This is a genomic window from Mesorhizobium sp. M0496 (assembly GCF_040321205.1).
Taxonomy (GTDB): Bacteria; Pseudomonadota; Alphaproteobacteria; order Rhizobiales; family Rhizobiaceae; genus Mesorhizobium.
On record NZ_JAMYRC010000022.1, the window covers coordinates 1 to 22,719 of the forward strand.

At 64.1% G+C, this 22,719-nt stretch carries 21 protein-coding genes; 1 reads left to right on the forward strand and 20 read right to left on the reverse strand.

The window, feature by feature from the left end:
* The 11 genes from NKI73_RS18835 to NKI73_RS18885 form a co-directional block, all read right to left on the reverse strand.
* On the reverse strand, nucleotides 1-206 hold a 206-nt coding region (locus NKI73_RS18835), incomplete at its 3' end, for a hypothetical protein (RefSeq protein ID WP_352632245.1).
* 3 nt (nucleotides 207-209) lie between these two features.
* A complete protein-coding gene (gene nirD, locus NKI73_RS18840) occupies nucleotides 210-539 on the reverse strand; it encodes a nitrite reductase small subunit NirD (protein WP_352632414.1) in 330 nt (109 codons plus the stop codon).
* 5 nt (nucleotides 540-544) lie between these two features.
* Nucleotides 545-2,995: a nitrite reductase large subunit NirB gene (nirB, locus tag NKI73_RS18845; protein ID WP_352632247.1), complete on the reverse strand. Its 2,451-nt coding sequence runs from the start codon at nucleotides 2,993-2,995 to the stop codon at nucleotides 545-547.
* Nucleotides 2,996-3,015: 20 nt separating this feature from the next.
* Nucleotides 3,016-4,257 carry an MFS transporter gene (locus tag NKI73_RS18850; RefSeq protein ID WP_502905634.1) on the reverse strand — a complete coding sequence of 414 codons (1,242 nt, stop codon included), beginning with the start codon at nucleotides 4,255-4,257 and terminating at the stop codon, nucleotides 3,016-3,018.
* A 113-nt stretch (nucleotides 4,258-4,370) separates the two neighbouring features.
* Nucleotides 4,371-4,562: a hypothetical protein gene (locus NKI73_RS18855; RefSeq protein WP_352632251.1), complete on the reverse strand. Its 192-nt coding sequence runs from the start codon at nucleotides 4,560-4,562 to the stop codon at nucleotides 4,371-4,373.
* A gap of 399 nt (nucleotides 4,563-4,961) precedes the next feature.
* Nucleotides 4,962-5,759: an ABC transporter ATP-binding protein gene (locus tag NKI73_RS18860; protein ID WP_136620067.1), complete on the reverse strand. Its 798-nt coding sequence runs from the start codon at nucleotides 5,757-5,759 to the stop codon at nucleotides 4,962-4,964.
* An 11-nt stretch (nucleotides 5,760-5,770) separates the two neighbouring features.
* Nucleotides 5,771-6,661: a nitrate ABC transporter permease gene (ntrB, locus tag NKI73_RS18865; RefSeq protein ID WP_352632253.1), complete on the reverse strand. Its 891-nt coding sequence runs from the start codon at nucleotides 6,659-6,661 to the stop codon at nucleotides 5,771-5,773.
* 97 nt (nucleotides 6,662-6,758) lie between these two features.
* Nucleotides 6,759-8,075 (reverse strand): CmpA/NrtA family ABC transporter substrate-binding protein, encoded by a 1,317-nt coding sequence (locus tag NKI73_RS18870; protein ID WP_352632255.1) that lies wholly within the window; start codon nucleotides 8,073-8,075, stop codon nucleotides 6,759-6,761.
* A 359-nt stretch (nucleotides 8,076-8,434) separates the two neighbouring features.
* Nucleotides 8,435-9,673, reverse strand: coding sequence for a CmpA/NrtA family ABC transporter substrate-binding protein (locus NKI73_RS18875; RefSeq protein WP_352632416.1), 1,239 nt, complete (start codon nucleotides 9,671-9,673; stop codon nucleotides 8,435-8,437).
* 2 nt (nucleotides 9,674-9,675) lie between these two features.
* Nucleotides 9,676-10,278 (reverse strand): ANTAR domain-containing response regulator, encoded by a 603-nt coding sequence (locus tag NKI73_RS18880; protein WP_352632257.1) that lies wholly within the window; start codon nucleotides 10,276-10,278, stop codon nucleotides 9,676-9,678.
* An 83-nt stretch (nucleotides 10,279-10,361) separates the two neighbouring features.
* A complete protein-coding gene (locus NKI73_RS18885) occupies nucleotides 10,362-12,431 on the reverse strand; it encodes an oxidoreductase (protein ID WP_352632260.1) in 2,070 nt (689 codons plus the stop codon).
* Between the two features lie 276 nt (nucleotides 12,432-12,707).
* On the opposite strand from NKI73_RS18885, the gene argE reads away from it, so the two are divergent.
* Nucleotides 12,708-13,874 carry an acetylornithine deacetylase gene (gene argE / locus NKI73_RS18890; RefSeq protein WP_352632264.1) on the forward strand — a complete coding sequence of 389 codons (1,167 nt, stop codon included), beginning with the start codon at nucleotides 12,708-12,710 and terminating at the stop codon, nucleotides 13,872-13,874.
* A 39-nt stretch (nucleotides 13,875-13,913) separates the two neighbouring features.
* On the opposite strand, the gene NKI73_RS18895 is transcribed toward argE, so the two are convergent.
* The 9 genes from NKI73_RS18895 to NKI73_RS18935 all read right to left on the reverse strand — a co-directional run bounded on the left by NKI73_RS18895 (nucleotide 13,914) and on the right by NKI73_RS18935 (nucleotide 22,647).
* Nucleotides 13,914-14,870, reverse strand: a complete 957-nt coding sequence (locus NKI73_RS18895; RefSeq protein ID WP_352632267.1) for a LysR family transcriptional regulator — start codon at nucleotides 14,868-14,870, stop codon at nucleotides 13,914-13,916.
* A 49-nt stretch (nucleotides 14,871-14,919) separates the two neighbouring features.
* The gene (locus NKI73_RS18900) at nucleotides 14,920-16,410 is read right to left on the reverse strand and encodes an aldehyde dehydrogenase (protein ID WP_352632269.1); all 1,491 of its coding nucleotides are present in this window, start codon (nucleotides 16,408-16,410) and stop codon (nucleotides 14,920-14,922) included.
* Nucleotides 16,411-16,431: 21 nt separating this feature from the next.
* Nucleotides 16,432-17,106, reverse strand: a complete 675-nt coding sequence (locus NKI73_RS18905; RefSeq protein ID WP_352632272.1) for a DUF1028 domain-containing protein — start codon at nucleotides 17,104-17,106, stop codon at nucleotides 16,432-16,434.
* A 5-nt stretch (nucleotides 17,107-17,111) separates the two neighbouring features.
* Nucleotides 17,112-17,552 (reverse strand): RidA family protein, encoded by a 441-nt coding sequence (locus NKI73_RS18910; protein ID WP_352632274.1) that lies wholly within the window; start codon nucleotides 17,550-17,552, stop codon nucleotides 17,112-17,114.
* Between the two features lie 50 nt (nucleotides 17,553-17,602).
* Complete coding sequence (locus tag NKI73_RS18915) at nucleotides 17,603-18,877, reverse strand: flavin-containing monooxygenase (RefSeq protein WP_352632277.1); 1,275 nt, start codon at nucleotides 18,875-18,877, stop codon at nucleotides 17,603-17,605.
* 202 nt (nucleotides 18,878-19,079) lie between these two features.
* Nucleotides 19,080-19,781 (reverse strand): ABC transporter ATP-binding protein, encoded by a 702-nt coding sequence (locus NKI73_RS18920; protein ID WP_352632279.1) that lies wholly within the window; start codon nucleotides 19,779-19,781, stop codon nucleotides 19,080-19,082.
* Nucleotides 19,774-20,559, reverse strand: coding sequence for an ABC transporter ATP-binding protein (locus tag NKI73_RS18925; protein ID WP_352632281.1), 786 nt, complete (start codon nucleotides 20,557-20,559; stop codon nucleotides 19,774-19,776). Before NKI73_RS18925 ends, NKI73_RS18920 begins: the two co-directional genes overlap by 8 nt.
* A complete protein-coding gene (locus NKI73_RS18930; RefSeq protein ID WP_352632283.1) occupies nucleotides 20,556-21,731 on the reverse strand; it encodes a branched-chain amino acid ABC transporter permease in 1,176 nt (391 codons plus the stop codon). The genes NKI73_RS18925 and NKI73_RS18930 overlap by 4 nt, the downstream gene beginning before the upstream one ends.
* Nucleotide 21,732: 1 nt before the next feature.
* Complete coding sequence (locus NKI73_RS18935) at nucleotides 21,733-22,647, reverse strand: branched-chain amino acid ABC transporter permease (protein WP_352632285.1); 915 nt, start codon at nucleotides 22,645-22,647, stop codon at nucleotides 21,733-21,735.
* Between the last annotated feature and the right edge of the window lie 72 nt (nucleotides 22,648-22,719).

A 22,719-nucleotide genomic window follows, 5' to 3' on the forward strand; every position in this document is an offset into this window, starting at 1 on the left:
CGCCGCCGATTGGCTGGGGCCTTCCCTGGACGAGGGCGGTCGCGCCACAACCTACAGCCAGAACCCACCCCCCATAAGCGCGCCGTTTGTTGGGGCGGCGGCGTGTCCACATGCGCCGGCCCGGCGGCGACCTTCGCCAGCACGCCGCAGCCCACCCCGCAATAGGGGCAGGTGGTCCTCACCTCGCGCGCTTCTTCAATTTCCATGTGTCAGGCCGCGCGGCTCGCCAGCGCTTCCAGCGCAATGAACAGATGCTCGCCCTCGACCCGCACTGGAATGGTCCGCACCGCGCCCTCGTCAGCGCCGAGCGCCTTGCCCGTCTCCAGCGAAATCACCCAATTGTGCAAGGGACAGGTCACGGCCGTGCCATGCACGATGCCCTGGCTGAGCGGTCCGCCCTTGTGCGGGCAATGGTCTTCGATGGCGTAGACCTGATCGTCGGCGGTGCGGAAGACAGCGATTTTCCCCTCGGGCGTAGCGACGCAGCGAGCGCCGCGGCGCGGAATGTCCGTGAGGGAGCCTATCGATACCCAATTCATCATGATCACTCCGCCGCCTGCGCAAAGCCGACCGAGGCCATCGGCCGGAACTCGTGCTTGTCCTTGCCGGACACGCGCTCCGACCATGGATCGACCTGGGCGAATTTCTGGCTGAAGACGAAGCGGTCGTAATAGGCCTTGCGCTTCTCCCCATCGTCCATGATCTGGCGCTTGATCTCGGGAATGCCGACGCGCTTGGCCCATTTGTAGATGCGCTCGAGGTAACGGCCCTGCTCGCGGTACATCTGTGTCAGCGCCACGATATGCTCCAGCGCCTCGTCCTCGGTCTTGACCAGGCCGAGCACTTCGGTGCCCTTGATGTCGAGGCCGGCAGCACCGGCAAAATGGATCTCGTAGCCACTGTCGACGCAGATGACGCCGACATCCTTGCAGGTCGCCTCGGCGCAGTTGCGCGGACAGCCCGACACCGCCATCTTGACCTTGGCCGGGGTCCACGAGCCCCACATGAATTTTTCGATGCGGACGCCAAACCCCGTCGAATCCTGCGTGCCGAAGCGGCACCAGTCGGAGCCGACACAAGTCTTCACGGTGCGCAGGCCCTTGGCATAGGCGTGGCCGGAGACGAAGCCGGCCTGGCCGAGATCGGCCCACACGGCCGGCAGGTCCTCCTTGCGGATGCCGAGCATGTCGATGCGCTGGCCGCCGGTGACCTTGACCATCGGGATCTCGAACTTGTCGACGACGTCGGCGATGGCGCGCAGTTCGGCGGCGTTTGTCACCCCGCCCCACATGCGCGGCACCACCGAATAGGTGCCGTCCTTCTGGATGTTGGCATGGACGCGCTCGTTGATGAAGCGCGACTGGTAGTCGTCGGCATAGTCGTCCGGCCAGTCGCAGACGAGATAGTAGTTGAGCGCCGGCCGGCATTTGGCGCAGCCGCAAGAGGTCTTCCATTCCAGTTCCTGCATGACCGCCGGAATGGTCTTCAGGCTCTTGGCCTTGATCAGCCGGCGCACCTCGTCATGGCCAAGCGTCGTGCAGCCGCACATCGGCTGCACCGCCGCCGGATTGTATTTGTCGCCGATGGTCAGCACCATCAGCTTCTCGACCAGGCCGGTGCAGGAGCCGCAGGAGGCAGATGCCTTGGTATGAGCGCGCACGTCGTCGAGCGAGGTCAGGCCCTTGGCCGTGATCGCGCCCGTGATCTTTCCCTTGCAAACGCCGTTGCAGCCGCAGATTTCCGCATCATCCGGCAAGGCTGCAACGGCCGCCATAGGGTCCAGCGGGGCACCCCCTTGGTAGGACTGGCCGAAGATGAGCGTATCGCGCATCTCCGATATGTCGGTCTGCTTCTTCTTGAGGTCGTTGAACCAGGCACCGTCGGCCGTCTCGCCATAGAGTACGGTGCCGATGATGCGGTCGTCCTTCAGCACCAGCCGCTTGTAGACGCCGGCCGAAGCATCGCGCAGCACGATTTCCTGGCGGTCGTCGCCGTCGGCGAAATCGCCGAGCGAGAACAACTCGATGCCGGTGACCTTGAGCTTGGTCGGCGTGTCCGAATGGACGAAGGCAGCAGCCTCGTCGCCGGCCAATTGGCTGGCGGTGACGCGTGCCATCTCATAGAGCGGCGCGACCAGGCCATAGACCTGGCCACTGACCTCGGCGCACTCACCGAGCGCATAGATGTCGGGATCGTTGCTGCGCATGCCGGCATCGACGACGATGCCGCGATTGACGGCAATGCCGGCTTCCTTGGCGATTGCCGCGTTCGGCCGGATGCCGACCGCCATGACCACCAGCGTCGCCGGAATGATGGTGCCGTCGGCAAGTTCCACCTGCTCGACTTTGCCGTTGCCGGTGATCGCCTGCGTGTTGGCCTTGGTGATGACCTTGATGCCTCGCTGCTCGACGGCGCGCTGCAGGAGATATCCGGCGGCGGGATCGAGCTGCCGCTCCATCAGCGTCGGCATGACATGCAGCACGGTGACGTCCATGCCTTGCGCATTCAGCCCTGCTGCCGCCTCCAGGCCGAGCAGACCGCCGCCGATGACAACGGCCTTGGCCCGCGACTGGGCGGCAAGCATCATCGCCCGGACGTCGTCCAGATCACGATAGGTCAGCACGCCCGGCAGATTGTGGCCGGGCACCGGGATGATGAACGGCACCGAGCCGGTGGCGATGACGAGCTTGTCGTAGGGCTCGGTAACGCCATGATCGGACGTGACGGTCTTGGCCTCCCGGTCGATAGCAACGATCTTGTGGCCCTTGTAGAGGGTGATGTTGTTGGCGATGTACCAGCCATCGCCGTGGATGATGATCTCCTCATAAGCCTTCTCGCCCGACAGAACGGGCGACAGCATGATGCGGTCGTAATTGACGCGCGGCTCGGCGTTGAAGATGGTGACCTGGTAGCGGTCGGGCGCCTTTTCCAGGAGATGCTCCAGCATGCGCCCGGGGGCCATGCCGTTGCCGATGATGACGAGTTTTTCGGTCATATTCCTGATCCGCTCCGGTCTCACTCAGCCGCGTAGGAAAGGGCTGGGGCTTCGGAAGATGCCGCGCGCTCCATCCGCCGAATGCTGAACTGCATCCAGGCAAAGCAAGCGACGACGATGACAAATAGCAGCATGAAGCAGCTCGACCAGACGCCCGTGAGATCGTTGAGCGCGCCGAAGGCAATCGGCAGGACGAAACCGCCGAGCCCGCCGATCATCCCGACAACACCGCCGACTGCGCCAACGCTGCCTGGATAGTAGGCCGGTATGTGCTTGTAGACGGCTGCCTTGCCGAGGCTCATGAAGAAGCCGAGCACGCTTGCGACGGCGATGAAGGCAACCGGCCCGATGGCGAAGTGGAAGGCGATCGGCCCGGTAATGCCGTGCACGATATAATCCGTGGGCGGCAGCGACAGGATCAACGTGGCGATGGACGACACCGCGAAGGTCCAATAGAGCACGGTGCGAGCGCCGATCCGATCGGAAAGCACGCCGCCATAGGCGCGGAAGACACTTGCCGGGATCGAATAGGCTGCGCCGATCATGCCGGTGGTCGCGATGCCGAAGCCGTAGACACCGATCAGGTAGCGCGGCAACCACAGCGACAGTGCTACGAACCCGCCAAAGACGAAGAAGTAGTAGAAGGCGAAGCGCCAGACTTGCACGTTCTTCAGCGGCGCGAATTCCTCCCAGAAGCTTCTCGCCGGTGCCGCCTTGCCGGCGCGGCGCTCGCGGATGACCGGATCGTCGCCGGTGGTAAACCAGAAGACGGCAGCCATGACGACGAGTGCGGCCGCCCAAATCAGCGCGACCGACTGCCAGCCCCAGGAGAGAAGCACGAACGGTGCCAGGAACTTGGTGACCGCGGCCCCGACATTGCCGACACCGAAAATGCCGAGCGCCGTCCCCTGTTTGCCGGCGGGGAAGAAGCGCGAAACATAGGCGACGCCGACTGCGAAGGAGCCGCCGGCGAGCCCGACACCGAGCGCGGCGATCAGCATCTGCCCGTAGGTGTGCGCGAAAGCCAGCAGGAACGTCGCGACCGCCGCCGCAAGCATGGTCGCGGTGTAGACCAGCCGTCCGCCAAAACGGTCCGTCCAGACACCAAGCACCATCCGCACGAGCGAGCCGGTGAGGATAGGCGTGCCGACCAGCAGGCCGAACTCCGTCTCGTTCAGCCCGAGTTCCTGCTTTATGCGCACGCCGATGATTGAAAAGATCGTCCACACCGCGAAGCAGACGGTGAAGGCGATGGTGGACATCACAAGCGCCTGCCGGGGAGCACTGTCCTGGCTGGGCGCGGCTGGGAGATTTGCGGTCAATGTCTGGCTCCGGTTTGCGGCGTGGGAGGCACCGCGGATATTTTGTGGGTGAATCAGCGATGCGGCATCGGTGCGTGCAACGAGACCGGGGGCGCCACGGTCAGGTTCCTGCTTTCGATCTTGGCGCCGACGGGAAACAGCAGGAGTGCCGCGGTGAACAGCGCCGCCGTCAGCGCACTGCTGGCCAGAAAATCGCGGCGCGTGAAGTCCGCGAGGGACGCGCCAGTTCCGATCCGTTTCGTCATCGTCGTCTCCGGTTGGGCGCCGTGTGGGACCAGCGCCGTCGATTGCGTCAAAACAAAAAAAGCCGCCGGTCAGGTCTTCGCGCGCCCGTCCATCCGGGATCGCGTATTAACCTGAGCGGCAGCTTTGCCTGTGGCGCCCGCCATTGGACGCCGTGTCACTTGGCCCTTGCGGACCTGTATTCTGAAAAGCAGGAAGCGTGCCAATTCGACAGCGCTCTAGATTATCGAATGAAATCAATGTGGATCGCAGCCGCGCGACTTTTGACCAAGCCTGGCAGCGGATCAAAGATTAGTCAGAATGCCTTGCACAGCAGCATAATATTTGTGCAATGCGGTAGATTGCCCATTGCCGATGCAGATTGCCAGTTGCCGATGACGACGCGTTTTTCGGTCATGGCCTTACTCCGCGGCTTCGACGAAGCGGTGGCGTTCATAGAGGAACTTCAGCACCGCCTCGCGGCAGCGCAGGAAGGTGCGGTCGGAAGACAGTTCGACTCGGCGGCGCGGCCGCGCCAGCGGCACGGCAAGCACCTCGCCGATGGTCGCCGCCGGGCCGTTGGTCATCATGACGATGCGGTCGGAGAGCAGCACCGCCTCGTCGACATCATGGGTGATCATGATCGTCGTCGAGCCGAGCCTGGAATGGATGTCCATCACCGCGTCCTGCAGATGGGCGCGCGTGAGCGCATCCAGCGCGCCGAACGGCTCGTCGAGCAGCAGGATCTTCGGCTCCATGGCCAGCGCCCGGGCGATGCCGACGCGCTGCTTCATGCCTCCGGAGATTTCCGCCGGACGCTTGTCCTTGGCATGCGCCATCTGCACGAGGTCGAGATTGCGCATGATCCAGTCATGCCGCTCGGCCTTGCTCTTCGAACGGCCGAAGACCTTCGATACCGCCAGATTGATGTTTTCGTAGACGGTCAGCCATGGCAGCAGGCTGTGGTTCTGGAACACAACCGCGCGTTCGGGTCCGGGGCTGTCGACCTCCTTGTCCTCGAGCAGCACGGCGCCGGCGGACACCTTGGTCAACCCGGCGATCAGGTTCAGCAAGGTCGACTTGCCGCAACCGGAATGGCCGATGATGGAGACGAATTCGCCCTTGTCGATGGTCAGCCTGATGTCCTTCAACACCTCGCTGACCTGGTTGCCACGGGCAAAGGATTTGTCGATATGGTCGAGTTTCAGATAGGCAGTCATCGCCCCTCTCCTCACTTTGCCGTTGTGCCGCGGGTGACGAAGGCGCCGACCGCCGCGACCAGGCGGTCGAGGCAGAAGCCGGTGACGCCGATATAGGCGAGCGCGACGATGATGTCGGGCAGCCGCGACGAGTTCCACGCGTCCCAGATGAAGAAGCCGATGCCGACGCCGCCCGTCAGCATTTCGGCGGCGACGATGGCGAGCCAGGACAGGCCGATGCCGATCCTTAGGCCGGTGAAGATGTAGGGCGCAGCGGCCGGCACCATGATCTTGATGAAGAATTCGAACTGGTTGAGCCGCAGGATGCGCGAGACGTTGCGGTAGTCCTCGGGGATGTTGCGCACGCCGACGGCGGTGTTGATGATGATCGGCCAGATCGAGGTGATGAAGATGACGAAGATCGCCGACGGGCTGGAATCGCGAAACGCGGCCAGCGACAGCGGCAGCCAGGCCAGCGGCGGCACCGTGCGCAGAATCTGGAACACCGGGTCGAGGCCGCGCATCGCCCAGATCGACTGGCCGACCAGCGCGCCGAGCGCCACCCCGACAATCGCCGCCATGCCGAAGCCGATGGCAACGCGCTGCAGCGAGATCAGCACGCGCCAGGCGAGCCCGATATCCTGCGGGCCATTGTCGAAGAACGGATGCGCGATCAAATCGTAGGCCTCGTTCCACACCTGGCTCGGCGGCGGCAGGCTCGATGTCGGTGACGAGCAGGCGATCTGCCAGACGACCAGCATGAGGGCGATGACGATGGCCGGCGGCACCAGAGCGCTGGCCAGCTTGCCAGCGATGGCGAGCAGATCGAAGCGCCGCCGCGCCTTGGCGGTGAAGGCGATGACCTCCGCCGGTTTCGCGGGGAACGCCTTCACCTTTGTGTCCTCGATAGTCTGGATCGACATGTCTGGGAAAAACTCCGTGGTCGGGATTTGCGACAAGCGGCGAGAGCGCCGCTTGCGCAGGGAGGCGACAAACGGCGCAATGCGCCGTCTGCGGCGGTCAAGCCGAGGCCTTGATCTTCAGGCTGTCGAGATAGGCGGACGGGTTGGCCGGATCGAAGATCTTGCCGTCGAAGAAGGTCTCGACGCCGCGCGACGACGACGCCGGGATGTCGGCTGCCGCCACACCAAGATCCTTGGCCGCCTCGCGCCATAGATCCTCGCGGTTGACCTGATCGACCAGCGCCTTGATGTCGGTGGTCGGCGCGAACTTGCCCCAACGTATGTTCTCGGCGAGGAACCATGAATCGTGGCTCTTGAACGGATAGGAGACGCCGCCCTTCCAGAACTTCATGTAGAGGTCGGTGCCGTTGGCGACGCGGCCATTGCCGTAGTTGATATCGCCCTTGAGGCGACCGATGATGTCGGCGACAGGCACGTTCATCCATTGCCGCTTGCCGATGATGGCGGCCATCTCGTTCTTGTTTTCCTTGGCCTCGCACCATTGCTGGGCTTCCATAACGGCCATCAGGATCGCCTTGGTGGCGTTCGGGTATTTCTCGATGAATTCGGCGCGCAGGCCGAGCGCCTTTTCCGGATGGCCCTTCCACAGTTCGCCCGTGGTGGCCGCGGTGAAGCCGACGCCCTGATGGACCAGTTGCTCGTTCCACGGCTCGCCGACGCAGAACACGTCCATATTGCCGACCTTCATGTTGGCCACCATCTGCGGCGGCGGCACCACGATGGTCGAAACGTCCTTGTCGGGATCGATGCCGCCGGCGGCCAGCCAGTAGCGCAGCCACAAATCATGGGTACCGCCCGGGAAGGTCATGGCGGCCTTGATCTCCTTGCCGGCGGCCTTCTTGGCGGCGAAGGCGTCCTTCAGCTTCGAGGCATCGAGGCCGACACCGGTGCCGGCATATTCCTGCGCGACCGAAATGCCCTGGCAGTCGTAATTAAGCCGCGCCACGATCGCCATCGGCATCGGCTGGTTGTTCTGCGTCACCTTGCCGGTGTGCATGAGGTAGGGCAGCGGCGTCAGGATATGGGCGCCGTCGATGCCATTGGCCGCACCGCCGAGCATCAGATTGTCGCGCGTCGCGCCCCAGGAGGCTTGTTTGAGCACCTCGACATCGGGCATGCCGAACTTGGCGAACAATCCTTTCTCCTTGGCGATCATCAGCGGTGCTGCATCGGTCAGCGCGATGAAGCCGAGCTTGGCGCCGGTGACCTCCGGAGTGGCGGTCGCCGCATAGGCGCCGGAGGGCAGCAGAGCACGCGCGGCCACCAGGGTTGCCGCGGTGGCAGCACTTGCCATCAGGAAATTGCGGCGAGTCATTCCCTCGAGAGGGGCTTCGGTCTTGATGCGTTTCGTCATCATCGTCTCCCGTTGGGCACTGCTTGGGTTCAGCGCCGTCGATTGCGTGTTCGATCAAAACAAAAAAGCCGCCGGCCAGGCCGCGCGCGTCCGTCCATCCGGGATCGCGTGTTGACCTAAGCGGCAGCTTTGCCTGTAGCGCCCGCCATTGGACGCCTGTTCCGTGACCCCGAGAAGAGTCTGCTTATTGCAAAGCAGGAACCATGCCAGTTTTGGAATGAATGACAAACATCAATGAGATCAAGCAGATGACACAATCGTCGGCGCGCCGGCCCGCCGGGCGAGCAAGCCAAAGATTGTTCATCAGCGCAGGTGCACGCACAACTTTTGTGCAATGCACAAGAATGGCGCGGAAATGATCAGGCTTCGGTGCGCGCCAATTTCTGATTGGCAATGTAGGCGTCGATCTCGACGGGATCGAAGATTTGGCCGTCGAAGAACCCGTCTGGGCCGAGCACCAGGCCGGCACCTGTCGCGCCGACCGCGGTCGCTGCCTTGAGCGCGCCCTCGACCTTCGAATTGGCGCCGGGAAGTGCCACGCCAAGCGGCTTCAGCGCCGAGCGGTAGAGGTCGGGACGGTAGCAGTCGCGGGCGATGGCAAGGTTTTCCGGCGTGTGCGCCACATGCCCCCAGCGCACCATCTGCGTGTAGAACCACAGCGCATGGCTCTTCCACGGAAAGTTCGCCGCCTTGTCGAAAGGCAGGAAGAAGTCGTCGATATCCAACTCCGCCACGCCACCCAATTGCAGATGGCCGGTCAGGATCGGCATCTGCATCGCAGGCGGCAGGCCGAGGAAGCCGGCCTGCGCCATCACGGCGGCCAACTCGCCATGGTTGGCCGGATCCTGGCACCAGCGCGCCGAGTGATGCAGCGCGCGCAGCAGTGCCGCCAATGCCTCGGGGTTCTCGTCCGCCCAGGCCTTGCGCACGCCGATCACCTTCTCCGGGCTGTTGCGCCATATCTGCGCCTTGACGGTGACGATATGACCGGTGCCGGCGACAACCGAGGCGCTGTTCCAGGGTTCGCCGACGCAATAGCCGTCGATCCGCCCAGTGGCCAGCGCATCGGCCATGAAGGGCGGCGGCACGATAACGATCTCGATCCCGCGGCTGGGGTCGATGCCGCAAGCCGCGAGCCAGTAGCGCAGTTCGTAATTGTGCCCGGAATGGGGATGCACGACTGCGAAGCGCAGCGGGTCGTGACCGGCCACCGCCCGCTCGCGGATAAGCGCGCCAAGTGCGGCACCTGCGCGCGCCGGGTCGAGATCGGGTTCCGCGCCGTGCGCCATCATGCCGGCCCAGACAGCGTTGGAGATGGTGACGCAATTGCCACCGAGGCCGAGCGAGAACGGCACGATGGTCTCAGAAGCAAGCGGCGTCAGCCCGAGATTGCAGGCGAGCGGCATCGGTCCCAGCATGTGCGCGAGATGGAAGTGGCCGATGGCGATGCGGTCGCGGATGTTGGCCCAGGATGTCTCTCGGTGCAGCGTGAGATCGACGCCTTCCCGTTCGGCAAAGCCAAGCTCGCCGGCCGCGACCAGCACGGCGCTGTCGAAAAGCGGCATGAAGCCGGCGGTGATCTGGTGCTCGGCGCCCATCGTCATTCGTCCTCCGCCGATCCCAGCAGCCCGGCGGCGGTCACCAGGCTCTGGGCGATATCGCCGATCTTGCGGTTCTGGTTCATCGCCGTCTTGCGCAGCAGCGTGTAGGCGGCCTCTTCGGAGAGGCCACGCGACTTCATCAGGATGCCCTTGGCGCGATCGATCACCTTGCGGCTCTCGAGTTCGCCACGAACCTCTTCCAGTTCGCGCGCCATGCGTGAAAAGGCGTTGAAGCGGCTCACCGCCATGTCGAGGATCGGCTTGACGCGCTCTTGCCGCAGCCCGTCGACGACATAGGCCGAAACGCCGGCATCGACCGCCGCCTCGATCGAGGCCTGGTCGGAGCGGTCGACGAACATGGCGATCGGCCGCTTCACCGCGCGCGACAGCTGGAACATGTTTTCCAGCATGTCGCGGTTCGGATTTTCAAGATCGATGACGATGACGTCAGGCTCGATCTCGGCGATCCGCCGCGCAATGCCGGTCACGTCATGGATGACGGTGACCCGCTCATGGCCGGCCTCGCGCAACCCCGCCTCGATGATCGCGGCGCGGATGCGGTTTTCGTCGATCACCAGGACGGCGAGTGCGGTTCGGACCATGCCTGTATTGTGACCAAGCGAAAGAATTGTGCAATGCGGTATAGTTGAACAATCGCGACATTCGCTGATCGCGACGCAGGCGCCTATTCCGCCGCCAGCGCCGTGACCTCGCGACGGAAGGGCAGTGCGTCGCCGATATCGGCTTCATCCAGCTCGCGGGCGAAGCGGTGGCCGGCGTAGGTAGCCCAGGCGATCGGGCCCGGCGCCTCGGCATCGCCGATGACCTTGATCGAGCGGATGCCGCTGTCGGCCCATTCGTCCCGCCGCGCCTTCAGCTCGTGCCAGACGCCATCGTCCTGTTGGCGCGACGCCACCAGCACCACAGCGTCCGCGGCGATGTCACGTTGGTTGCCCGTATAAGCGCAGGCCGTGGCAACGCCGCCCGGCACGATGCGCGTCACGGTCCGGTTCAGCACGATCTCGACGCCGAGCTCGGCCAGCCGGCGATGGATGGCACCCTGCTCCAGCGTGTTGCGGGTCCAGTCGGAGACATAGGCCGATGGCGTCACCAGCGTCACCTTCGCGCCCTGGCGCGCCATCAGCTCGGCCAGAACGCCACCCATATAATAGTGGTCGTCGTCGAACAGCACGACGCTGCCGATCGGCACATTGCCACCCATCAAATCGTCCGGCGTGTAGACCGGCATGGCCGGGTCCACCGGCATCGGCACGACATGCGCGCGCGCCACGCCGTCACGGCGCCATGTCGAGCCGGTGGCGATGGCAATGTTTTGAAAGCCGAAGGCGAGGATGTCCTGCGCCGACAGCCGGCTTTCGAAATAGACGTCGACATTGGACATCTGGCTGAGCTGGTACTGGCGATAGTCGCGCACGCGGCCCCATGCCGAGAGACCAGGCAAGCGGCATTCGCGCGCCACGCGGCCGCCGAGCTCGGTGCCGGCTTCGGCGACGGCCACCTGATAGCCGCGCAGGCCGAGCGCGCGGGCGGCCTCCAGCCCGGCGGGGCCGGCGCCGACGATCAGCACGCTGTCGCTGTCGCCCTTGGGCTGCATGCGTTCGGGATGCCAGCCCTTGCGCCACTCCTCCATGAAAGTCGGATTCTGCGTGCAGCGCGAGATCGACATGGTCATGTCGCCGGTGATGCAGATGTTGCAGCCGATGCATTCGCGAATGTCTTCAATTCTGCCCTCCTCCACCTTCTTCGGCAGGAAGGGATCGGCTATCGACGGACGCGCGCAGCCGATGAAATCAAGCGTGCCGGACTTGATCATCTTCACCATCACGTCCGGCGACGTGAAGCGCCCGACGCCGACGACCGGCTTCGAGGTCAGCTTCTTGATGCCGGACACCAGGCTCTCCTGCGCGCCCTCCTCCTTGAACCGCGACGGCCCGGAGCAGTCCTCCCAAGCGCCATGCGCCAGGTCCCAGAGGTCGGGCAGGTCGGCATGCATCTCGATCATGTCGCGCACTTCGGAATTGGCGAAGCCAAGCTTGCCGATCATCTCGTCCAGCGACAGCCGCAGCGTCAGGCCGCAGGTGTCGCCGATGGCATCCCTGCCCTCTTCGATCAGCTCGCGCATCAGCCGCGAGCGGTTTTCCAGCGAGCCGCCATATTCGTCACTGCGCTGGTTGGTGGCGGTGGACAGGAAGTGCTGGATGATGCCGAAGCCATGCGCGCCGTAGAGGCAGACTAGGTCGAAGCCCGCCAGTTTGGCACGCTTGAAGGCATTGCGGTGCCAGCGGCGCAGATCGCGGATATCCTGCTTGTCCATGGCGCGCGCCTGCACCGGATCGTTGGTGAAGGTGCGGATCGGCATGGCCGACGGCCCGCGCGGCACTTCCTTGGTGTAGAGGTTGGGACCGTTGATGCCTGAATAGGCCAGCTGGATGCCGGCCAGAGCGCCATGCTGGTGCATGGCCTTGGCCATCTTCGCCAGGGCCGGGATATCGGCGTCGTCCCACAGCCTGAGTTCGATGAAGGGTGTGATCTCCGACGTATGGTGCATCTCGGTCTGCTCGGTGAAGATGACGCCCCAGCCGCCTTCCGATTTGATGCGGCGCATCTCGGCCGCCGCGGACGGATCGCGATAGCCGCCGCCATTGCAATGCGGAACCTGATAGAAGCGGTTCTTGGCGGTCACAGGACCGATCTTCACGGGCTCGAACAGAATGTCGTAGCGAGGATCGCGCATGGAACTTGCCTTCCTTCCAGCTTGGCATTGCAGCATGCCCGACAATGGTTTCGAGCCAAAGCGCAAGCCAGCCAGCCCAGTGGGTTGATTCCGTGTAGCTACTCATAGGTTGCGGCAAGCGCTGGAAAACAACAGATTTCTTGTGTGTCGATTAGGCCGCGCCTAATCGCATCTGCCTGGATTAGCATCCGGTGAATCCCGGCTGAGCCAAATGCGACTTCAAGGCCGCCGCCACGCGATGCTAGAAGTGCCGACGGCTAACGAGACATAAGACGCATGGACAGCATCCAGATCCTTGAAAGGCTGATCGCATTCCCGACAGTGAGCCGCGACTCGAACCTCGACCTCATCGGCTACGTGGCGGACCTGTTGGACGCGCATGGCATTGCGTGCCAGATCATCCGAAGCGAGGACGGCCATATGGCCAACCTCTTTGCCACCATCGGGCCGGCCGACGCTTCCGGCATCATGCTGTCGGGCCACACCGACGTCGTTCCCATCGACGGCCAGGCCTGGACGCTGCCGCCCTTCGAGATGACGAAACGCGACGGCAAGCTTTACGGACGCGGTGCGGCAGACATGAAGGGTTTTGTGGCCTGCGCGCTCGCCGCATGTCTCAAGGCCTCGACAATGACGCTACGCACGCCGCTGCACCTGGCACTGTCCTACGACGAGGAGATAGGCTGCATCGGTGTGCGCAGCCTGATCGACATGCTGCGAGCGGCCCCGCAACGGCCGTTGCTATGCATTGTCGGCGAGCCGACCGACATGCAAGTGGCGACGGGGCACAAGGGCAAGCTTGCCGCACGCGCCATCTGCAAGGGCCGCGAGGGACATTCGGCGCTCGCCCCGCTGGCGCTCAACGCCATCCATCTCGGCTGCGACTTCGTCGCTGCCCTGCGCCACGAGCAGGACCGGCTGGTGCGCGATGGCGCCAGCGACGGCGACTACGACATTGCCTACACAACGGTCCACGCGGGCAAGATCAACGCCGGCGTGGCGCTGAACATCGTACCGAACCTCTGCCAGGTCGACTTCGAGATCCGCAATGTCGCGGCTGATGATCCGCACGAGATTCTCGACCGCCTGCGGGCGCAGGCCGCGCGCATTGCCCTCGAAGCCTCGACCATCGCGCCCGAGGCGGCGATCGACATCGACATCACCAACACCTATCCCGGTCTGGACACGCCAACCAGTTCGCAGGCCGTCGCTTTCGTCAAATCGCTGACCGGCGCCAACAACACCATCAAGGTTGCCTTCGGCACGGAGGGCGGCCTGTTCAGCCGCGATCTCGGCACGCCGACGGTCGTCTGCGGACCGGGATCGATGGCGCAAGGGCATAAGCCGGACGAATTCGTCAGCGTCGAGCAGATGCACCGCTGCGACGACATGCTGGAGAAATTGCTGCAGCGGCTTGCCGGCCAGCAGCTTCATCTGGCGTGACGGACAGCTGTGGGTTCCGCTGAATCGCCGAACTGAGCGCTACTTCTGGGGAAATGCCGCCTGGCCGACGGCCCGCTCGGCGCCGAACACGCCTTGCTCGACGACAAAATGCCGGCAGTGGTCGATGAACGCCTGGACGGTTTGCGTGCGATGTTCGGAGCTGGGCAAGGCGACGCCCATGGTCAGGGGCCTGAGGTCGCCGTCCAGCGGCACGAAGACGAGCGGCTTGCCATCCGGCGCCAGCGTGTTGAGCGGCCGCATATTGGCGATGCCGTAGCCGAAGCCGTTCGCCACCATGGAACGCATGACGGCGATGTCGCCGGTGCGCTCGGCAATGTTGGGCCGGATTCCGCGCTGGTGGAACGCCGACAGGAAATATTCGCGGCTGAACGGCAGGTCGAGCAGCACCATCGGCTCGTCTGCTAGTTCCTCGGTCGTGATCGACGCCTTTGCCGCGAAGCGATGCCCCGCCGGCAGCATGACATAGGCCGGCACCAGCATCAGCGGCTCGAAGGTCATGTCCTGCGACAGTTCGAGATCGTAGGTCAGGGCCAGGTCGATTTCGCCGCGTTGCAGCATCTCCAGCAACTGCCCCTGATTGCGCTCGAACTGCCGCACGCGCACATCGGGATAGGCGCGCTCGAACCGCATGCGCAAAGCCGGCAGGACAATTTGCGCGAACGTCAGCAGGCAGCCTACCGCCAGCGGGCCGCGCACCTTTTCGGCAAAATCGCCGGCGACGTCATGCAGGGCGTCGGCATCGTTCAGCAGCCGGGCGGCTTCCTTCAGGAAGACGCGGCCGCCAGCCGTGAGCGAGAGGCCATGCGAATGCTTGCGGACAAAAAGCTGGACGCCGAACTCGGTTTCCAGCTGGGCGATGGAGGCTGAAATCGATGGCGGCGATACATTGACCTGTTCGGCCGCTTTGGCGATGGAACCCGCCTCGCCCACGGCGACGAAATATTCCAGCTGTCTGAGCGTGAAGCGTAGCGGCATGGCTGGCTATGTTGCCGGTTTGGGTGCTTCGATCAAGCCTTGGCACCCATCAGTATTTGATCCACGTCGTCTTGAGCGCGGTGTACTTGTCGAGCGCATGCAGCGACAGGTCGCGGCCGAAGCCGGATTGCTTGAAGCCGCCGAACGGCGTCATCGGGCTCAGCGCGTCGACCGTGTTGACGGAAACCGTGCCGGCATGGAGGCGGCTGGCGATGCGATGCGCCCGCGACAGGCTGTCGGTCCACAGCGATGCGGCCAGCCCGTATGGGCTGTCATTGGCAATACGGATCGCCTCCGCCTCGTCGTCGAAGGCGACGACCGAAAGCACCGGCCCGAAGATCTCGTCGCGGGCAATCGGATCGGCAGGCGCGACATCGTCGAAGATGGTGGGCTGGACAAAGCTGCCGCGCCCGTTGACCGTGACCAGATCGCCGCCCGCGACCAGGCGCGCGGTCTTCTTGCCGGCCTCGACGAACCGCATGACATTGGCCGCATGGCGGTTATCGACCATCGCGCCCATTTTCGAAGCCGGATCGAGCGGATCGCCGGGCTGCATGGCCGCCGCACGCTGCACCAGTTTCTCCATCAGGGCATCCTTGATGCCGCGTTCTACGAGCAGGCGGGAATTGGCCGAACAGACCTCGCCCTGGTTGAAGAAGATGCCGAAGGCCGTCATATCGGCCGCCGCATCGAGATCGTTGCAGTCGGCAAAGACGAGATTGGGACTCTTGCCGCCGGTCTCCAGCCAGACCTGCTTCATGTTCGACTGCCCGGAGTACTGCAGGAACATCTTGCCGACGGCGGTCGAGCCGGTGAAAGCGAGGCAATCGACATCCATGTGGCGGCCAAGCGCCTGGCCGGCGGTTTCGCCAAGGCCCGGCACCACATTGAGCACGCCAGCCGGCAGGCCCGCTTCAACAGCCAGTTCCGCCAGAAGCAGGGCCGACAGAGGCGACTGCTCGGCGGGTTTCAGCACCACCGAATTGCCCGCCGCCAGCGCCGGCGCGCACTTCCATGTCGCCATGTCGAGCGGAAAATTCCACGGCACCACCGCGCCGACCACGCCAAGCGGCTCGCGCCGAACCAGCACCAGATCGCCCTCGCCGGTCGGCGCCACTTCGCCATAGATCTTGTCGATGGCCTCGCCATACCATTGGAAGATCGCGGCCGATCCGGGCACGTCGACCGAGGCTGCATCCTTGACGAGTTTGCCCATGTCGAGCGATTCAAGCAGGGCCAGCTCATGCAGGCTTTCGCGCAGCAATTGCGCCAGCCGCAGCAAGACTTCCTTGCGGTGCGCCGGGCTGGTCCGCGACCAGACACCGGCATTGAAGCTGCGCCGTGCGGCGGCAACCGCCAGGTCGATATCTTCCTCGCCACAGGACGCCACCTCGGCCAGCACCTCGCCGGTTGCCGGATTGACGCTGGCGAAGGTTCGGCCCGAGCGCGCCGCAACCGTCTTGCCGTCGATGAACGCCTTGTCGCGAAACCGGAGCGCGGACGCCTTGCCGATCCAGTCCTTGTGGCTGAGCTCGCTCATCTCAGGTGATCCCTGTCTTGACTATTCATCGCCCGGCACGCCGTAGCTCGGCGCATCGGATGGATTGATCGCGCGGGTCACATAGGCGTCGAGCTGAGGCTTGTAGAGTTCCCACAGCGCAGCCAATTGCTCGATCGGGCAGTCGTCGGTCCAGTCGCAGCGCAGATCGGCGACCGGCCACGCAACCTCGCGCACCAGCTTCAAACCGGCGGAATGGACAGGGCCGGCCTCGCCGCCGGCTTTCAGCGCGGCGCGCATGGTCGCGATGAGGCGGTCGCCCAGATGCCCTTCCGATGCCAGGAAGGCCTCGACCATGGTTTGCGGCACGCCGTCATGGGCCAGCATGTTGCCGCCGCAGGCGACATTTTCCGCACGCGCCTCCGCCCAGATGCCAAGTGCCTTCGGCCCGGAATGAATCGCGGTCGTTCCGGCGGCATCGACCGCCAGCACCTGCCGGTATTCGGGATAAGCGCCGGTGCGCTTCAGGATGGCAACCGCTTCGGCGGCCGAAGCGCCGCGCGCCAGCAATTCGAGGCCCCGCAGCCCCAGCCTCGGATCGGTGACGTTCTGGCTGGCAATAGCGCCGACGCCTGCCTGCGCATAGGCGCAGCGCGCCGCCACAGCCGGCGACGAAGAGGATACCGCGACCCCGAACATGCCGGTGCGCGCGCACCGTGCGACAATGGAAAAGGTCATCGCCTTTAATCCTGGATGATCGAGTTATGATCGTCCGGAATGACGGCGGTGCCGTCGATCTCGACCAGCCAGTCCGGCCGCGCCAGGGCCTGCACCACGAGACCGGTCGAGACCGGATACACGCCTTTGATGTATTCGCCCATGGTGCGGTAAACCGCCTCGCGATGGCGCACATCGGTGATGTAGACGACCACCTTGACTAGGTGCTCCATGGTGCCGCCGCACTCCTCGATCAGCTGGCGGATGTTCTGCATGACCTTGTGCGTCTGCTCGACGGGATCGTGGCTGTCGATATTCCTGGCCGTGTCGAGATCCTGCGGACACTGGCCACGCAGATAGACGGTCCTGCCGCCACGCGTAACAACCGCCTGGCACAGATCATTGTCGAGTTTCTGCTCGGGATAGGTGTCTTTGGTGTTGAACTTGCGAATTCTTGTATGCGCCATCTTGGTCTCCGTCGGATCAGGCTCGAGGACATCCGGCTCAGTTGCCGTTTCTATGCCACCTTGGTCTCGCGCTTCGCGGACGCATGGTAGGCGAGATACTTGCGCTGCGTGGAAATATGGTCGGCGACATGTTGGGCGTCGTGCCAGACGCCCCAGATGAAGCTCGATCCCCTGCGCGATTGCCACGGCAGTCCGAGGAAATAGATACCGGGCTCGGTCGACACGCCGCGCTGGTGCCTGGGCTTGCCCTTTTCGTCGAACACATCGACCTTCAGCCAGTTGTAGTCGACGGTGAATCCCGTCGCCCAGATGATCGAACCTATTCCGGCTTCAGCCAGGTTCAGCTTGAGAATGGGATCGGTCATGCATTGTGGGTCCGGCCCGATCTTGCGGGCCTCGGGCTCTTCGGGAAGGTCGAGGCCGTTGCGGGCGACATAGGCGTCGGCCTCGTCCAGCACCGAAATGTAGTTTGCATCGCCGCGAGCGATATTTTTGGCCAGATCGGGTGCGAAGGCCATGACACCGTCCTTGTAGGATTCCGTCCGGCCGACCAGCGTCATCCCTTGCCCTGCAAGGCGCCGGAAGTCGATCGTCTGGCCGCCACGCGCACCGCTGACAGCAATGGTGACATGTTCGGTGCCGGGTGCAGGCGCCTGGGCGTCCCACTTGCCCAAAACCCCCAGCCACCAGCAGAAGTCACGCTCGCGATAGGCCCGCGGCGGTCGATCGTGCGGCCCGACCGAGAGAAAGACACGCCGTCCGGCCCGCTGGAGTTCGTCGGCGATCTGCACCCCCGAAGACCCCGAACCGACCACCAGCACTGCCCCTTCGGGCAGCTGGCCGGGATTGCGATAGGCGCTGGAATGGATCTGCATCGGTCCGGCATCCCCGGGAACGACCGCCGGGATGACGGGATGCTGGAAAGCGCCGGTGGCGGCAACCACGCTCCTGGCCTCGATCGTGCCATCCGAGGTTTCGACCTGGAAGCCGGGACGGCCGACAAGTCTTTGTACTTTCCTGACCTCCACGCCGCAACGGATGGGGGCAGCAATCATGTCGGCGTAAGCGACAAAATAATCCGCGACCTTCTCCTTGGCGACAAAGGTGTCGGGACCGGCATCCGGAAATTCCATGCCCGGAAACCGGTCATGCCAGGCCGGACCATTGGCAACCAGCGAGTCCCATCTTTCGGAGCGCCAGCGTTCGGCAATGCGGCTCCGCTCGAGCACGAGATGGGGCACGCCGCACTTGCTCAGATGCTCGCTCATGGCCAACCCAGCCTGGCCGCCGCCAACAACAAGCGTGTCTACTGTTTCGACTGGCATTTCAGCGGCCCTTTCTGGCTCTCCCCGAGAGTTTCTGCGGATGCGGCGGAGTTCTGATCGTTGGTTTACTGGAGGGACCGGACAGCGAAAATTACGATTTCATGTGGCAGTGGTTAGCTTGTCCCTAAATGCCGGGAAGCATGACCGAAGATGTGGAGCGCAGGGCATGGATATCGCAGTCGGAGAGACGCAATGGGGCGGTTCAGAGATAAAGGCTTCTGGCCGCCTTGGATGAGAGCAGCTCCTTTGCCGGCCCCTCCTGAGCGACCTTGCCCTTGACCAGGACATAGCCGCGATCGGCGATGCCCAGCCCCATTTCCGCGTTCTGTTCGATCAACAGGATGGTCGTGCCGCGGCGGTGAATCTCCCGGGTGATCTCGAAATACTCGCCGATGAGCTTGGGCGAGAGACCGAGCGAGGGTTCGTCCATGATTACCAGCTTTGGTTCGCCGATCAGCGCGCGCGCCAGTGCGACCATCGCCTGTTCGCCGCCCGACAGAGTGCCGGCGACCTGGCGCAGGCGCTCCTGGATGCGCGGGAACAGTTTGCACATCTTGTCCAGCTGCTCCGCGAAGTTGGGCCCTCGGCCCGACACCGCGTCATAGCCCAGGCGCAAATTCTCGCTCACGGTCAGGCCGGGGAACAGCCGGCGCCCTTCCGGAACAAGGCCGACACCGAGCGACGCCAGGTTTTCCGTGCCTAACGTCGCCATGTCCCGGCCCATCACCTCGACCTTGCCGCGCTGCGCCCGCACGACGCCGCAGACGGTCATGAAGGTGGTCGTCTTGCCGGCGCCATTCGGCCCGAGCAGGCAGACCAGTTCGCCGGCATGCACGCTCATCGCCACACCGCGCAGCATCGGCACGGCACCATAGGAGGTATCGACACCCTTCAGCTCAAGCATGGGCGACCGCCTTCCCGAGATAGGCTTCCTGGACGCGTGGGTCGGCGCGCACCGCCGCGAAGTCGCCCTCGGCAATCTTGCTGCCATAGTCGATGCAAGTGACATGGTGCGGGAAAGCCTCAACCACCCGCATGTCGTGCTCAATCAGCACCACCGACAATTCGGGGTTCTGCGCGCGCAGCCGCGCAATGTCGGCCACCAGCGCGTCGGTTTCCGTGTCGTCCATGCCGACCGACGGCTCGTCGAGCAGCAACAGCTTTGGCTGCGAGGCGAGCGCGCGGGCGATTTCCAGCCGCCGCCTGTCGGCCTGCGCCAGCGTGCCCGCCGGCCGGTAGCGTTGTTCGAACAGGTCGCCCGAACCGAGCTTGAGCAGGGTTTCGGCCTTTTCCACGCAGGCCGCCATCTCGCGGCGCGACGCGCCAGGCCGAAACAGCGCGGTCAGCACGCCGGTCCTGGTGCGGGTGTGCATACCGATGATGACATTGTCGAGGACGCTGAGGTCCGAGAACAGCCGCGACGACTGGAAGGTGCGGGCAATGCCGCGGTCGACGACTTCGTAGGACGGGCGGCCGGTGATCTCGGCGCCGTCGAAGGTCACCCGGCCGGAGGTCGGCCGGTAGACGCCGGTCACGACATTGAACAGCGTCGACTTGCCGGCGCCGTTCGGACCGATGACGGCGAGCACCGCGCCCTTGTCGATCGACAGGCTGACATCGTTGAGCGCGACTAGGCCGCCGAAGCGCATCGTCAAATTCTCGACCTTGAGAAGCGCGCTCACAACTCGCCTCCGTAGCGCCGCATGCGTTGCGGGAACAGACCCTGCGGCCGGATCATCAGGAAGCCGATGATGACGACGCCGAAGAACAGCAGGCGGTAGTCGGCGAAGGCGCGCAGTTTTTCGGGCAGGATGGTCAGCAGGAACGCACCGACGATGACGCCGAAAATATTGTCCATGCCGCCGACGATGACCATGGTCATGATGGTGACCGAGACCAGGAAGGTGAAATTGTCGGGAGAAATGTAGGAGACGTAGAAGGCGTAGATCGTGCCGGCGAAGGCGGCGAGAAAGGCGTCGACCGCGAACGCCAGCACCTTGAACCACGCCACATTGATGCCTTGCGCCTTGGCCGCGATCTCGTCGGCGCGCAGCGCGTTCCAGGCCAGCCCGATACGCGAGCCGTGCAGCCGATGCGCCGTGACGATGGCGACGACGACCAATGCGGCTGACAGATAGTAAAAGTTCGCCTGGCTCGGCAGCTTCCAGCCGAAGATCACCAGCGGATCGGCGAAGGAATGGCCGAACAGACTGGGCGCCGGAATGCCGACCAGTCCGTTGGGTCCGCCGGTCCAGCTCAAATTGTTCAACAATTGCTGAACCACGACACCGAAGGCGATGGTGACAAGCGCCAGATAGGTGTCACGCGTGCGCATCGACGGAATGCCGATGATGAAACCGAACAGGGTTGCCGCCAGCGCCGCGACCGGCAGCGTCAGCCAGAAGCTGACGCCGAAATTGATCGCCAGCAGTGCCGACACATAGGCGCCGATGCCATAGGAAGCGCCGGTAGCGAAGTTCGGGATGTTGGCGCTGCCGAGCTGGAAATTGAGCGCCAGCGCCAGCACCGCATAGAGCTCGGCGACGATCAGCAGATGCAGGATGTAGGTGTTCGAGCCGACGAAGAACGGGAACGCCAGGACGATGACCGCAGCGGTGACCATCGCCACGAGGGGAACGCGGGCAAAGCTCGCCAACGCGTAGTCGGCAATCCAAGGCAGCCTCTGCAAGAGGTAAAAGCCAAGGCCGAGCAAAGCCAGCAGACCGACCACCTGCCAGCCGCCGTCGACCCTGAGGATGACGTACAGGAAAGCCGCCCCGATGAGTTGCGAGGCGATGGCGAAGGCCGAGGCCGCCGCTATGCCCGGCGCGTCAGATGAAGCACGACGCTGCATGCTAGACTTTCTCCATGACGGTGCGCCCAAGCAGGCCGGCAGGGCGGAAGATGAGCACGGCGATGACCAGCAGGAAGACGAAGACCAGCCGGTAGGAAGCGCCGTCTGGCACGAATGTCTGCGCCAGCACCTCGATGCCGGCGATGATCAATCCGCCCAGTATGGCCCCCGGCATCGAGCCGAGGCCGCCGATCACCGCGGCGGAAAAGCCGAGCAGGCCGGCCATGACGCCGAAGTCGAACCGGGTCACGCCGGCATAGCTTGCGAACAGAAGGCCGGCGATGGCGCCGATCGCTGACGCAATGAAGAACGTCGCCCGGAAGACGCGCGCATCGCGGATGCCCATCATGCGCGCCACGACTCGGTCCTCCGAGGCCGCCCGGATGCGCAGGCCAAGCGGCGTCATGCGCAGGAAGACAAACAGCATGGCAACCAGTGCGACGGTGAGCACCACCACCAGCAGCGCGAACCAGCTGATGGCCACGCCGGAGATTTCGAAAGCCATGCCCGACACCAGACGTGGGAAAGCATGCGGGTTCGATCCCTGCGGATAGAGATGGCGGATCAGTTCGCGAATGACGATGCCGAGCGCCACCGTCGCCACCAGCGCCATCATGGCAGGTGCGTCGCGGAAGCGCCTGATGACCACCTTGTCCAGCACGACGCCGATCAGCCCGACGGCGACGGCGACCGGAACCGCAAGGACCAGCCAAGCGGGGCTCGACGCTCCAAGGGCCGTCGCCAACGCCTGGGCGAGCCCCAGCGTGATGAACGGCGCCGTCATCGCGACATCGCCGTGCGAGAAATGGATGACGTTCAAGACACCGAAGATCAAGCTGAATCCGATCGCCAGCAAGGCATAGATGCAGCCAAGGGTTATCCAGTTCACCAGTTGCTGGACAAGCAGTTCCGCCATGCGGTCCGTCTCTCGATTGAAGCCGACAGGTATCAACCGCCGTGCCGGGCGGACAGAACGAATCTCCGAACT

Excerpts from the sequence above, each read along its gene's own strand:
- nirD (WP_352632414.1), bottom strand. The coding sequence starts at position 539 with ATGAATTGGGTATCGATAGGCTCCCTCACGGACATTCCGCGCCGCGGC.
- NKI73_RS18855 (WP_352632251.1), bottom strand. The coding sequence starts at position 4,562 with ATGACGAAACGGATCGGAACTGGCGCGTCCCTCGCGGACTTCACGCGC.
- NKI73_RS18875 (WP_352632416.1), bottom strand. The coding sequence starts at position 9,673 with ATGGGCGCCGAGCACCAGATCACCGCCGGCTTCATGCCGCTTTTCGAC.
- ntrB (WP_352632253.1), bottom strand. The coding sequence starts at position 6,661 with ATGTCGATCCAGACTATCGAGGACACAAAGGTGAAGGCGTTCCCCGCG.
- NKI73_RS18860 (WP_136620067.1), bottom strand. The coding sequence starts at position 5,759 with ATGACTGCCTATCTGAAACTCGACCATATCGACAAATCCTTTGCCCGT.
- NKI73_RS18915 (WP_352632277.1), bottom strand. The coding sequence starts at position 18,877 with ATGCCAGTCGAAACAGTAGACACGCTTGTTGTTGGCGGCGGCCAGGCT.
- argE (WP_352632264.1), top strand. The coding sequence starts at position 12,708 with ATGGACAGCATCCAGATCCTTGAAAGGCTGATCGCATTCCCGACAGTG.
- NKI73_RS18850 (WP_502905634.1), bottom strand. The coding sequence starts at position 4,257 with ATGTCCACCATCGCCTTCACCGTCTGCTTCGCGGTGTGGACGATCTTT.
- NKI73_RS18935 (WP_352632285.1), bottom strand. The coding sequence starts at position 22,647 with ATGGCGGAACTGCTTGTCCAGCAACTGGTGAACTGGATAACCCTTGGC.
- NKI73_RS18905 (WP_352632272.1), bottom strand. The coding sequence starts at position 17,106 with ATGACCTTTTCCATTGTCGCACGGTGCGCGCGCACCGGCATGTTCGGG.
- NKI73_RS18880 (WP_352632257.1), bottom strand. The coding sequence starts at position 10,278 with ATGGTCCGAACCGCACTCGCCGTCCTGGTGATCGACGAAAACCGCATC.
- NKI73_RS18895 (WP_352632267.1), bottom strand. The coding sequence starts at position 14,870 with ATGCCGCTACGCTTCACGCTCAGACAGCTGGAATATTTCGTCGCCGTG.
- NKI73_RS18930 (WP_352632283.1), bottom strand. The coding sequence starts at position 21,731 with ATGCAGCGTCGTGCTTCATCTGACGCGCCGGGCATAGCGGCGGCCTCG.
- NKI73_RS18920 (WP_352632279.1), bottom strand. The coding sequence starts at position 19,781 with ATGCTTGAGCTGAAGGGTGTCGATACCTCCTATGGTGCCGTGCCGATG.
- nirB (WP_352632247.1), bottom strand. The coding sequence starts at position 2,995 with ATGACCGAAAAACTCGTCATCATCGGCAACGGCATGGCCCCCGGGCGC.
- NKI73_RS18870 (WP_352632255.1), bottom strand. The coding sequence starts at position 8,075 with ATGACGAAACGCATCAAGACCGAAGCCCCTCTCGAGGGAATGACTCGC.
- NKI73_RS18885 (WP_352632260.1), bottom strand. The coding sequence starts at position 12,431 with ATGCGCGATCCTCGCTACGACATTCTGTTCGAGCCCGTGAAGATCGGT.
- NKI73_RS18910 (WP_352632274.1), bottom strand. The coding sequence starts at position 17,552 with ATGGCGCATACAAGAATTCGCAAGTTCAACACCAAAGACACCTATCCC.
- NKI73_RS18900 (WP_352632269.1), bottom strand. The coding sequence starts at position 16,410 with ATGAGCGAGCTCAGCCACAAGGACTGGATCGGCAAGGCGTCCGCGCTC.